This window comes from Oceanicola sp. 502str15 (assembly GCF_024105635.1).
Lineage (GTDB): Bacteria > Pseudomonadota > Alphaproteobacteria > Rhodobacterales > Rhodobacteraceae > Vannielia.
The window spans coordinates 758,010-769,220 of sequence record NZ_WYDQ01000001.1 but is presented as its reverse complement, the minus strand read 5'-3'; the positions used below and the strand labels follow the sequence as shown (position 1 = coordinate 769,220).

The 11,211-nt window shown below is 70.7% G+C and carries 11 protein-coding genes; 2 read left to right on the top strand and 9 right to left on the bottom strand.

Annotated features, from left to right (window positions below):
* Complete coding sequence (locus GTH22_RS03630) at positions 1-1,065, top strand: Gfo/Idh/MocA family protein (protein WP_252943261.1); 1,065 nt, start codon at positions 1-3, stop codon at positions 1,063-1,065.
* Complete coding sequence (locus tag GTH22_RS03625; protein ID WP_252943260.1) at positions 1,062-2,168, top strand: Gfo/Idh/MocA family protein; 1,107 nt, start codon at positions 1,062-1,064, stop codon at positions 2,166-2,168. The genes GTH22_RS03630 and GTH22_RS03625 overlap by 4 nt, the downstream gene beginning before the upstream one ends.
* 75 nt (positions 2,169-2,243) lie before the next feature.
* Here GTH22_RS03625 and GTH22_RS03620 read toward each other — a convergent pair whose 3' ends face one another.
* The 9 genes from GTH22_RS03620 to GTH22_RS03580 form a co-directional block, all read right to left on the bottom strand.
* Positions 2,244-3,365, bottom strand: a complete 1,122-nt coding sequence (locus tag GTH22_RS03620) for a lytic murein transglycosylase (protein WP_252943259.1) — start codon at positions 3,363-3,365, stop codon at positions 2,244-2,246.
* A 136-nt stretch (positions 3,366-3,501) separates the two neighbouring features.
* Positions 3,502-4,281: a crotonase/enoyl-CoA hydratase family protein gene (locus tag GTH22_RS03615; protein ID WP_252943258.1), complete on the bottom strand. Its 780-nt coding sequence runs from the start codon at positions 4,279-4,281 to the stop codon at positions 3,502-3,504.
* 42 nt (positions 4,282-4,323) lie between these two features.
* Positions 4,324-5,175, bottom strand: coding sequence for a hydroxymethylglutaryl-CoA lyase (locus tag GTH22_RS03610; RefSeq protein ID WP_252943257.1), 852 nt, complete (start codon positions 5,173-5,175; stop codon positions 4,324-4,326).
* On the bottom strand, positions 5,169-5,819 hold the full coding sequence (locus GTH22_RS03605) for a glutathione S-transferase family protein (RefSeq protein ID WP_252943255.1): 651 nt from the start codon (positions 5,817-5,819) through the stop codon (positions 5,169-5,171). The genes GTH22_RS03610 and GTH22_RS03605 overlap by 7 nt, the downstream gene beginning before the upstream one ends.
* Positions 5,820-5,886: 67 nt before the next feature.
* Positions 5,887-7,815 carry an acetyl/propionyl/methylcrotonyl-CoA carboxylase subunit alpha gene (locus tag GTH22_RS03600; protein WP_252943253.1) on the bottom strand — a complete coding sequence of 643 codons (1,929 nt, stop codon included), beginning with the start codon at positions 7,813-7,815 and terminating at the stop codon, positions 5,887-5,889.
* Positions 7,808-8,266: a hypothetical protein gene (locus GTH22_RS03595; protein ID WP_252943251.1), complete on the bottom strand. Its 459-nt coding sequence runs from the start codon at positions 8,264-8,266 to the stop codon at positions 7,808-7,810. Before GTH22_RS03595 ends, GTH22_RS03600 begins: the two co-directional genes overlap by 8 nt.
* A gap of 10 nt (positions 8,267-8,276) precedes the next feature.
* On the bottom strand, positions 8,277-9,887 hold the full coding sequence (locus GTH22_RS03590) for a carboxyl transferase domain-containing protein (RefSeq protein WP_252943249.1): 1,611 nt from the start codon (positions 9,885-9,887) through the stop codon (positions 8,277-8,279).
* The gene (locus tag GTH22_RS03585; RefSeq protein WP_252943248.1) at positions 9,884-10,690 is read right to left on the bottom strand and encodes an EcsC family protein; all 807 of its coding nucleotides are present in this window, start codon (positions 10,688-10,690) and stop codon (positions 9,884-9,886) included. The genes GTH22_RS03590 and GTH22_RS03585 overlap by 4 nt, the downstream gene beginning before the upstream one ends.
* Positions 10,687-11,208, bottom strand: coding sequence for a lysozyme inhibitor LprI family protein (locus GTH22_RS03580; RefSeq protein ID WP_252943246.1), 522 nt, complete (start codon positions 11,206-11,208; stop codon positions 10,687-10,689). The genes GTH22_RS03585 and GTH22_RS03580 overlap by 4 nt, the downstream gene beginning before the upstream one ends.
* Between the last annotated feature and the right edge of the window lie 3 nt (positions 11,209-11,211).

The following is an 11,211-nucleotide window of genomic DNA, read 5'->3' as shown; positions in this document are numbered from 1 at the left end:
ATGAAGATCGCCGGAATTTCCTTTGACCACATGCACATGGGCGACCTTCTGCGGATGGTTCACGAGCACCCCGAGGCGGAGATCTGCGCGCTCTACGACCCGGACCGCGCGAGAATGCAGGCGGCGGTGGATGCCTTCGGCGTGCCGGAAGAGCGCGTGTTCACCGAACTGGAGCCGGCCCTCGCCACCGCCCCCGACCTCGCAATCCTCTGCTCCTCCACCGCCAGCCACGCCGAGATGGCCGAGCGCATCGCCCCCACCGGCACCAACCTGATGGTCGAAAAGCCCTTCGCGGCCTCTGCCAGCGATGCCCGCCGGATGATCGCCGCCATGCAGGCGGGCGGCGGGCGCATGGCGATCAACTGGCCGCTGCGCTGGGTTGAGAGCCACGTGACGGCCAAGGCCCTGATCGAGGCGGGCGAGATCGGCGAGCTGCTGGAGGTGCGCAGCTACGGCGGCAACCGCGGCCCGCTGTTTCACCTCGCCGACAAGGTCGAGGTGACGCCCGAGGAGGTGGAGCGCCAGAAGCCCGGCAGCTGGTGGTACAAACGCGCCTCTGGCGGCGGCTCCCTGCTCGATTACCTCGGCTACGGCGCGACGCTGGGCACATGGTTCATGAACGGCGCGGCCCCGTTGGAGGTGACCTGCGTGGTCGACGAGACCCCGGGCATCGAGGTTGATCAACACTCCATCACCATCTGCCGCTACGCGCGCGGCCTCAGCAAGATGGAAACCCGCTGGGGCACCTTCACCGACCCCTGGATCACCCAGCCCCAGCCCGCCTGCGGCTATACCTTCATCGGCTCCGAGGGCACGCTCACCAGCCTCGATTACGCCAACCACGTGACCCTGCAAACCCGCGCCCAGCCAAAGGTGCATGCGGTGCCGGTGCAGCCGCTGGCGGAGGGCGAGCGCAACCCGGTCGAGTTCATGCTCTCGCGCCTGAAGAGCGCAGGCCCCATCGACGGCCCGCTCGACCCGGCGCTCTGCCTCACCGCCCAGCGGATCATCGACACGGCGGCGCAGTCGGCGGCCGAGAAGCGCACCCTCGCGCTGCGGCCATGAGCGCGCCCGAGGCCGACGACTACGCCTTGAAATCCACCGAGGCGGCCGAGATCCCCGCCCCCGAGCTGCCCTACCAGCCGCCCATGCCACAGACACCGCCGCCCATCGCCCTTATCGGCGCAGGCGGCATCGCGGGGGCGCATCTGGAGGCCTACCGCAGCGCCGGCTGGGAGGTGGCCGCCATCTGCAACCGCACCCTGTCGCGTGCGCAGGCCCGCGCCGATGCGTTCTTCCCCAAGGCGCGGGTGAGCGACGACTGGCAGAGCGTGCTGGCCGACCCCGCGATCAAGGTGGTCGACATCACCCCCCACCCCGCCGACCGGCTGCCGATCATCGAAGCGGCGCTGAAGGCGGGCAAACACGTGCTCTCGCAAAAGCCCTTCACCGAAAGTCTCGACGAGGCCGAGCGCCTCATCGCATTGGCCGAGGCCGAGGGCTGCCAGCTCGCCATCAACCAGAACGGACGTTGGGCGCCCCACCTCGCATGGATGCGCGAGGCCACCCTGGCGGGCCATATCGGCACCCTCACCTCGGCCCATATCCGCATGGCCTGGAACCACGGCTGGATCGCGGGCACCCCCTTCGAGCAGATGCCAGACCTCGTTCTCTACGATTTCGCCATCCACTGGTTCGACTTTCTCGCCACGCTCGTCCCCGACCGCCTGCAAAGCGTCACCGCCAGCGCCGCCCGCGCCGCCGGGCAAGGTGCAAAGGCCCCGCTGCTCGCCCAGGCCATGGTCGCGCTGGAGGGCGGGCAGGCCTCCTTCGCTTTCGACGGGACCACCGCCCATGGCCCGAACGACAGCACCCTTATCACCGGCACCGAGGGCACGCTCCATGCCACCGGCCCCGACCTCGGCCAGCAGAGCGTCACCCTCACCAACGCGCAGGGCCGCGCCACCCCAAAATTAAGTGGCACATGGTTCAACGACGGGTTTCGCGGCGCCATGGGCGAGCTGCTCTGTGCCATCGAGCAGGCCCGCCCGCCCGCAAACAGCGCAGTCAGCAACCTGCCCACCCTCGCCCTCACCTTCGCCGCCGTCGCCTCGGCGCGTGAGAACCGCGCCGTCGAGATCGGCAGCATCCGACACCTGCCGCGCTAGCCCGACCTGCTCATTTTCTTGCTATAAATATCTCCGGGGGGTGTGGGGGGCTGGCCCCCCACTCCGACACGTCCCTCAGGCGAGCCGCTGCAACAGGGAGAGCGAGGGCTCTCCCGTCACCGGCAGCCCGTTGGCCTGCTGATAGCCGCGGATCGCGGCGGCGGTCTTGTTGCCGAGCACCCCGTCGGGCGTGCCCGCATCGAAGCCCGCCCGCGTCAGCCCCTCCTGCAGGGCCATCCGCTGGCGCTGGGTCAGGCCGTAGCGGTCGGGGCCAAACTCGGCCTGCAACCCGCCGCGTCCGGCGATCCGGTCGCTGAGGTAGCCCACCGCGAGGGCGTAGTTGTCGGAGTTGTTGTAGCGCTTGATGACGTTGAAGTTGTGCCCCACCGCAAAGCGCGGGCCGCCCGGGTCGGGCTGGAGGCCGCCGCTGGTGGTTTCGCTGCCCCAGCGCTCGCCGCGCCGCCAGCCGTTCCTGGCGAGGTAGGCGGCGGTGGAGGCGAGCGCATCGGAGGGGTCGTCGCTCCAGATGTCGCGCCGCCCATCGCCGGTGAAATCCACCGCGAAGAGCTGGAAGCTGGTGGGGATGAACTGGGTGTGGCCCATCGCGCCCGCCCAGCTGCCCACCATCCGCTCGGGCGTGGTGTCGCCCGCCTGAAGGATTTTCAGCGCCGCGATCAGCTGCTTCTCGAAGAAGGCCCCGCGCCGCCCCTCATAGGCCAGCGTGGCGCAGGCCGAGATCACCGGAATATCGCCGCGCCGGGTGCCATAGGTGCTCTCGACGCCCCAGATCGCACAGCAGATCTCGGCGGGAACGCCGTATTTCGCCTCGATCGCATTGAGCCGCCCGCGCTGGGAGGCAAAGGCCGAGCGGCCCATTGCCACCTTCTTCTCGGAGGCGACCAGCGAAAGGTAATCCTCGAAGCTGCGCTTGAACTCGGCCTGGTTGCGGTCGCGCTCGATGACGCCGGGGATGAAGCCGGCCCGCGCGAAGGCGCGGTCGACCACGCCCTGGTTGATGCCCGCGCTCACCGCCCGGCCCTTGAAGCCCGAAACCCAGGCGTCAAAGCCCGCGTTGGCCACCGGGCGCATGGCCGGATCGGGGGCGGAGGGCGCGACGGCGTCAAAGCCGCCCGGTCCGCCGCAGGCGCTCAAAAGCCCCGTTGCCGCTGTGGAAATCAGGAATCCGCGCCTGTTCATTGCCGCTCGCATCATCGGGTGTCTCCCCGTTTTGTGACTGCTTCGTTACGGCAAACCTAGCCGATCTGTCGCCACTCCCCAAGGGCCATGATGCGCCCCGGCAGGCAACCGCCGCAGGCGGGGCGGCGGGCGGGTCTCAGGCCATCCATGCGGCTTTGCGCTTGGCGAAGAAGGCGGCGATGCCCTCCCCCGCCTCGGGGCTTTCCCAGCGTGTCACCAGCGCCTCGACACTCGCCTCCACCTCGGCATCCGAGGGGGCGGCGCCGAGCTTGAGGGCCAGCGCCTTGGCCTCGGCCACCGCACCGGGGGCGCAGGCGAGATAGGGTGCGACCTCGGCTTCGACGGCCGCGTCGAGCTCGGCTTCGGGCACCGTTCTGGCCACCACCCCGAGGCGCAGGGCCTCAGCGGCGTCGAAGATCCTTGCGCTCATGAAGACCCGGCGTGCCATCGCCTCGCCCATCCGCGCCAGCACGTAGGGGCCGATGGTGGCCGGGATCAGCCCGAGGCGGGTTTCGGTGAAGCCGAAGCTGGCCCCCTCCACCGCCACCGCCACGTCGCAGACGCAGGCCATCCCCACCCCGCCGCCGAATGCATTGCCATGGATGCGGCCCACCACCGGCTTGGGGCAGGCGTTGATCGCGCCGAGCATTTCGGCCAGCCGCCAGGCCTCGGACGCCCGGGTTTCGCCGTCGGCGGCCATCTGCTCCTGCATCCAGCCAAGGTCGCCGCCGGCGCAGAAGCTGCGCCCCTCGCCCGCCAGCACCACCACGCGCACGGCGGGGTCGGCCCCGAGGCGTTCGATGGCGCCGTGGATCTCGTCGATCAGTTGCGCCGAGAGGGCGTTGTGTTTTTCCGGGCGGGCCAGCCAGAGCGTGGCCACGCCGCGTGGGTCGATCTCAATTCGTGTCGTGCTCACTGCATATCCTCCTGCGCAGAAGGCCCCGGCCCGGGCACCCCCTCACTGCTGCCGCATGGCCCGCGCCATCTGCGCCGCTTCCGCGACCACATCCATATCAAGCCCGGTGTCATATCCCAGCGCCGCGAGCCGCTCCGCCACGGCCTCGGTCGCCACGTTTCCTGCCGCGCCGGGCGCATAGGGGCAGCCGCCGAGGCCGCCGACCGCCGCATCGAAGATGCGCAGGCCGCGTGCCAGCGCCACCTCGATGTTGTCCAGCGCGCGGCCGGAGGTGTCGTGGAAGTGGCCCGCGAGCTGCCCCGCGTCCACCTCGCCCAGCACCGCCGCCAGCATGGCATCGACCCGCTCGGGCAGGCCCCGCCCGAGGGTTTCGCCCAGCGAGACCTCGGTGCAGCCCATCGCGCGCAGCGCCCCGGCCACGCGCGCCACCGCGCCGGGGTCGACCTCGCCCTCGAAGGGGCAATCGGTGACCACGGAGACATAGCCGCGCACCGGCAGGCCATCGGCCCCGGCGGCCGCCATCACCGGCGCGAAGCGCTCGAGGCTTTCGGCCACGGAGCAATTGAGGTTGGCGCGGCTGAAGCCCTCGGTGGCGGCGGCGAAGACCGCCACCCCGTCGCAGCCCGCCGCCCGTGCGCGCTCGTAGCCCTTGAGGTTGGGGGTCAGCGCCCAGTAGCCGACACCGGGTGCGGGGGTGATGCCCGCCATCACCTCGCCGGAGCTGGCCATCTGGGGCACCCATTTGGGGCTCACGAAACTGGCCGCCTCGATCCGGGCGAAGCCGGCGCGGGAGAGGCAGTCGACCAGCGCCACCTTCTCGGCCACGCCGATCACCCCGGCCTCGTTCTGCAACCCGTCGCGCGGGCCGACCTCGAAGATCTCTGCCTTCACCACGGCGCGTAGAACTCCTTGCTGTAGAGCGATTGCGTGCCCTTGGGGGGCAGCGATGCGGCGAAGGCCTCGCGGGTTTCGAGCCGTGCCCACCAGTCCGATAGCGCGGGGAAGGCCTCAAGCGAGACGAAGCGCCGGCCCATGTAGACGGATTGCCCAACAGCCACGTCGGCGGCGGAGAAGCCGCTGTTCAGCAGGTAGCTCCGGTCCGAAAGCCGGGCGTCGAGCGCGGCGAAGCACTTGCCGAGGCGCGCGGCCTCGAGCTTCATCACCACCGGGCTGCGCATGGTGTCGTCGTAGAGCATGATGTGCTGCTGGGTGAGCGCGGCGATGTGCTGGCTGGCGGTTTCGGCGAAGTGCAGCCAGATCAGCCAGTCGGCCCGCTCGGCCTCGCCCGGGGCACGACCGAGGCCGGGGCCGGGGTAGCGCTCGCAGAGCAGCTCGATGATGGCGCCGGATTCGAACCAGACTTCGCCGTCGATCTCCAGCGCGGGCACCCGGCCCGCTGGGTTGAGGGCGAGGTAAGACGGGTCGCGCAGGGACTTGTCGAAGGGGTGCACCACGAGGTCGAAGTCGACGCCGAGCTCGTTGAGCAGCCAGAGCACCCGCATGGAGCGGGTCTGGTGGCAATGGTGCAGGCGGATCATGGGCGCGGCCCCCGGAGGCGGTGGCGGAGGCTGCCGCCTGCCGCGCGGGGGGCTGGGCGCGAGGCCATCATGCCTCGGCCTCGATCCGCACGATCAGCGCTCCGGCTTCGAGCTGGTCGCCTGCCGCCACGCCAAGCTCGGCCACCACACCGTCGTGGGGGGCGCGCATGACGTGCTCCATCTTCATGGCCTCCATCACGGCGAGCCGATCGCCCGCCCGGACGGTCTCGCCCTTGCGGACGTGGAGCGAGCGCACCACGCCGGGCATGGGCGCCAGCAGGGCCCCCTCGCCTGCCGCCTCGGCGCCTGCCGCCAGCGGATCGGGCAGATCGAAGACCATCGGCTCGGCGCCGAAGAGGTGCACGCGGCCCGCGATCAGCTCGGCCCCGGCCGTCATGCTGCGGCCCTCGACGCGCCAGCCGGAGGCCGCGCGCTCGGCCCGCAGGTCGGCGCCGCCGATCTCGACGCGATAGGCCCCGCCCCCGAGCGCCGAGACCCGGCCCTCGATGCGCGCCTCGCCCCGCAGCAGCGCGACCGGCCAGCCGAGCGGTTCCCAGAGCGCGAAGCCCTCGCCCGGCGCGGGCGCGTTCAGGCCCAGCGCGGCGAGGGCGGCGAGCGCGAGAAGCTCGGGCGTTTCGCAGGGCGCGGTGAGGGCTTCGAGGTCGCGTGCGATCAGGCCGGTCTCGACATCGCCGGAGCGGAAGGCGGCATGGTCGATCAGGCGCCCGAGGAAGCCGAGGTTGGTGACGACCCCGGCCACCTGCGTTGCGGCCAGCCCCTCGGCCAGCGCGGCGCGGGCCTCGGCGCGGGTGGCGCCATGGCAGGTGAGCTTGGCGATCATCGGGTCGTAATGGGGGCTGATGGTGTCGCCCTCGCGCACCCCGGTATCGACCCGGCCCGGCCCGAAGACGAGCCGTTCGAGCCGCCCGGTGGCGGGCAGGAAGCCTGCGGGCACATCCTCGGCGTAGAGGCGGGCCTCCATGGCGTGGCCGGTGATGCGCAGGTCGTTTTGCTGCGCGGGCAGAGGCTCGCCCGAGGCCACGCGGAGCTGCCATTCCACGAGGTCGATGCCGGTGATCTCTTCGCTGACGGGATGTTCGACCTGAAGGCGGGTGTTCATTTCCATGAACCAGAAGCCATCGGGCCGGAGCCCGCCTGCCCCGTCGACGATGAACTCGACCGTGCCTGCGCCCTTGTAGCCGATGGCCTCGGCGGCCTTGACCGCCGCCTCGCCCATGGCGGCGCGGACCTCCGCGGTCATGCCCGGCGCGGGGGCCTCCTCGATCACCTTCTGGTGGCGGCGTTGCAGCGAGCAGTCGCGCTCGAAGAGATGCACCGCGCGGGTGCCGTCGCCGAAGACCTGCACCTCGATGTGGCGCGGGTGCTGGATATATTTCTCGATCAGCACGTCGCCGTTGCCGAAGGCGCCCAGCGCCTCGATGCGGGCGGATTCCAGCGCTTCCTCGAAGTCGCGCGGTGCTTCGACCAGACGCATGCCGCGCCCGCCGCCGCCCGCCACCGCCTTGATCAGGACCGGGTAGCCGATCTGGGCGGCCTCGGCCTCGAGCTTGCCGGGGTCCTGGCTTTCGCCGTGGTAGCCGGGCACGACCGGCACGCCTGCCTTCACCATCCGGGCCTTGGCGGCGTCCTTCAGGCCCATCGCGCGGATTGCCTGCGCGCTCGGCCCGATGAAGGTGACGCCGGCCTTGTCGAGCGCCTCCACGAAGTCGGGGTTTTCGCTCAGGAAGCCGTAGCCCGGGTGCACTGCCTGTGCGCCGGTGTCCTGCGCGGCCTGCACCACCTTGGCGATGTCGAGATAGCTCAGCGACGAGGCCGCGGGGCCGATCAGCACCGCCTCGTCGGCCATGGCCACATGGCGGGCATCGGCATCGGCCTGAGAGTAGACCGCGACGGTTTTCACCCCGAGCCTGCGGCAGGTGTCGATCACGCGGCAGGCGATCTCGCCCCGGTTGGCGATCAGGATCTTGTCAAACATCTGCGTCTTCCTCGTCTTCTGCCAGGTAGCGGTGGCGATAGATCAGGTTCACCCGTTCGCCGGTGAGCAGGTAGAAGCCGACCACCACGGCCACCACCGCCTCGGCCAGCGACCAGACCACCATGTTGCCCTTGGCGAAATCGACCAGCACCAGCGCGCAGACCGTCAGCCCCAGCCAGGCCCCGGGCGGCAGGCGGAAGAACTGGGCCAGGCCCGCCAGCAGCGCCAGCAGCGCCTCGACGAGATACCAGAGCCCGCCGAGCTGGCTCCAGAGCGCGAGGCGGAAGGCCCCGAGCGCGGCGAAGGCCAGCACCACGGCATAGAGCGCCAGCCCCAGCCGTCCCTTGGGGTGGCCCAGCGCCATCTGGCGGCTGACATGCACCCAGCGCTGCCCGCTGACCGGATCGACCCGTCCCTGCACGAAACGGCCTTCTTGCGGCATTCCCTTCATCACGCGCTCCTCACATGCGGAAGACGCCAAAGCGCGTCTCTTCGATGGGGGCGTTTAGCGCTGCCCGGAGGGAGAGCGCCAGCACATCGCGGCTCTTGCGCGGGTCGATGATGCCATCATCCCAGAGCCGGGCGGAGGCGTAGAGCGGGTCTGACTGCACCTCGAACTGGTCGAGGACGGGCTGCTTGAAGGCGGCCTCCTCCTCCTCGCTCCAGCTGCCGCCGCCGCGTTCGATGGCGTCGCGCTTGACGGTGGCGAGCACCCCGGCGGCCTGCGCCCCGCCCATGACGGAGATGCGCGAGGTGGGCCATGTCCACAGGAAGCGGGGCGAATAGGCGCGCCCGGCCATGCCGTAGTTGCCCGCCCCGAAGGAGCCGCCGACGAGGAGGGTGATCTTGGGCACCGCGGTGGTGGCGACGGCGGTGACCAGCTTGGCGCCGTGGCGGGCGATGCCCTCGTTCTCGTATTTCCGGCCGACCATGAAGCCGGTGATGTTCTGCAGGAAGACCAGCGGAATCCGGCGCTGGGAGCAGAGCTCGACGAAATGGGCGCCCTTCACCGCGCTCTCGGAAAACAGCACGCCGTTGTTGGCGATGACGCCGCAGGGCATGCCCTCGACATGGGCAAAGCCGCAGACAAGGGTTTCGCCATAGCGGGGTTTGAACTCGTCGAAGCGGGAGCCGTCTACCACGCGGGCGATGACCTCGCGGATGTCCCAGGGCTGGCGCGGGTCTGCCGGGACGATGCCGAGGATTTCCTCGGGGTCGTAGAGCGGGGCTTCGGGTGGCTGGAGGGCGGAGGCCGCCCCGGCACCGCTGTAGCCTTCGAGCGAGCCGACCGCCTGGCGCGCCAGGGCCAGCGCGTGGGCGTCATCCTCGGCCAGCATGTCGGCCACGCCCGAGAGGCGGGTGTGCACATCGCCGCCGCCGAGCTCCTCGGCACTCACCACCTCGCCCGTTGCCGCCTTCACCAGCGGCGGGCCGGCAAGGAAGATGGTGCCCTGCTCCTTCACGATGATCGACACATCCGACATGGCCGGCACATAGGCCCCGCCTGCCGTGCAGGAGCCCATCACCACCGCGATCTGGGCGATGCCCTTGGCGCTCATCTGCGCCTGGTTGTAGAAGATCCGGCCGAAGTGGTCGCGGTCGGGAAAGACCTCGTCCTGGTTGGGCAGGTTCGCGCCGCCGCTGTCGACGAGGTAAATGCAGGGCAAGCGGCAGGCCTCGGCGATCTCCTGTGCGCGCAGGTGCTTCTTGACCGACATCGGATAGTAGGTGCCGCCCTTCACCGTGGCGTCATTGGCCAGCACCATGACCTCGCGGCCCTTCACCCGGCCGACCCCGGCGATCATGCCGGCCGCGGGCGCGGCGCCCTCGTACATGCCATGGGCCGCCGTGGCGCCGACCTCGAGGAAGGGGCTGCCCGGGTCGAGCAGCCCGGCCACCCGGTCGCGGGGCAGCATCTTGCCCCGGCCGGTGTGGCGGGCGCGGGACTTTTCGCCCCCGCCCAGAGCCGCCGCCTCCGCCGCCGCGCGGGCGCGGGCAAGGGCGGCCTCGGATGCGGCGCGGTTGGCGGTGAAATCCTCCGACTTCGCGGAGAGCTGGGATGTGATCTTCATGCGTTTTCCTCTGGAGCGGGCAGGAGCTGGCGGTGCATCAGCCAGCGCAGGCGAAAGCCGTAGCGGGCCGCCCGTGAAACGTCGGTCTGAAAGCTGGCGTTGACCCCGGCGCCGATGGCGGCGCCTGCGAGCGGCACCACCTGGGCCGCCTTGCGCTTGAGGAGGTCGGTGCCGAGGCCGCGGGCGACGCGGTCGACCACCTTGTCGACCACCCAGTCGGCGCCCTTCTCGAGCACGTAGCGCACCTCGGGGCTTTGCAGTTCGCGGGCAAGCTGGTTGACCTTGCCGAGGCTTTCCTTGCGCCCCTCGAGCCCGCGCACCGTGGCGAGTTCGAGCACCATGAGGCGGAACACCAGCTCCTCCTCGCCCTCCCCCACAAAGCCGTAGGACGCGCCGGTGGCGCGCACGGTGCGGGCGGCGAGGCTGATGGTGGCGGGGATGTCGAGGGTCATGCCGAGGCCGCCGAACCAGCCCGCGGCCCCGCCCGAGGCGGCGCCGGTGCCTGCCGACCAGCCCTGCACCCGCAGCGCGGCGGCGTCGCAGGCGGCGAGGTCGTCGGTGTCGTGGGAGACGGCGGGCAGGGTCAGCCCGGCGCCGCGATCGGCCAGAACGAGGGCGCGGCGCAGCACGCCCGAGGGCACCACCCGGCGCAGCAGCCCGCCGAGCGGGGCGGTGGCCTTCTCGGCCCCGCGCCCGAGGCGGGAGTAGCGCTTGTCCTCGTATTTCTTTTGCTCGGCCATGGCGGCCGTCAGCGCCGCCTCCATACGGCGGTCGCGGTCGGGGAGATCACCGGTGCCGCTCACAGGTTGTTTCCGTGCAGTTGCAGCCAGAGTGCCTGCCGCCCGGTCTCGTCCATCAGGCAGGAGAGCATGGCAGGCCCCTGCCCTGTGCCGCCGGTCCATTGCGCGCGGATGAAGTCGCATTTGGCATCGCGGAAGGCGATCCAGGCGCGCTGCATGTCGCGCAGGGTGTCGGCGGTGGAGAGCAGACCGTTTTCGGCGGTGGCCATGTCGGCATCGAAGGCCTTCGCCCGTGCCATGGCTTCGCGGTAATGGGCGTTAAGTCGGCCGTCCCAGTATTGCCACTCGGCCTCGAGGCAGCCGTTCATGCCCATGGTCGAGCCGCCGCCCTCGGTGTTTTCCATGCAGGCATTGGCCGCCGTGCCGATGCATTGCGCGCGCTCGGCCAGTTCGGGGCGGCCTTCCTCGCACTCCTCGATCAGAAGCGGATCGAAAGAGAGTTCCTGCGCCATGGCAGGCGGCGCCGCCAGCATCATCGCAACCGCCGCCGCCAGACCTGCCAGCCTCATGAGGTATCGCATCGG

Bases quoted from the DNA above. Each gene is read 5' to 3' on its own strand.
- GTH22_RS03630 (WP_252943261.1), top strand. From the start codon at position 1: ATGAAGATCGCCGGAATTTCCTTTGACCACATGCACATGGGCGACCTT.
- GTH22_RS03625 (WP_252943260.1), top strand. From the start codon at position 1,062: ATGAGCGCGCCCGAGGCCGACGACTACGCCTTGAAATCCACCGAGGCG.
- GTH22_RS03620 (WP_252943259.1), bottom strand. From the start codon at position 3,365: ATGAACAGGCGCGGATTCCTGATTTCCACAGCGGCAACGGGGCTTTTG.
- GTH22_RS03605 (WP_252943255.1), bottom strand. From the start codon at position 5,819: ATGATCCGCCTGCACCATTGCCACCAGACCCGCTCCATGCGGGTGCTC.
- GTH22_RS03600 (WP_252943253.1), bottom strand. From the start codon at position 7,815: ATGTTTGACAAGATCCTGATCGCCAACCGGGGCGAGATCGCCTGCCGC.
- GTH22_RS03595 (WP_252943251.1), bottom strand. From the start codon at position 8,266: ATGAAGGGAATGCCGCAAGAAGGCCGTTTCGTGCAGGGACGGGTCGAT.
- GTH22_RS03590 (WP_252943249.1), bottom strand. From the start codon at position 9,887: ATGAAGATCACATCCCAGCTCTCCGCGAAGTCGGAGGATTTCACCGCC.
- GTH22_RS03580 (WP_252943246.1), bottom strand. From the start codon at position 11,208: ATGCGATACCTCATGAGGCTGGCAGGTCTGGCGGCGGCGGTTGCGATG.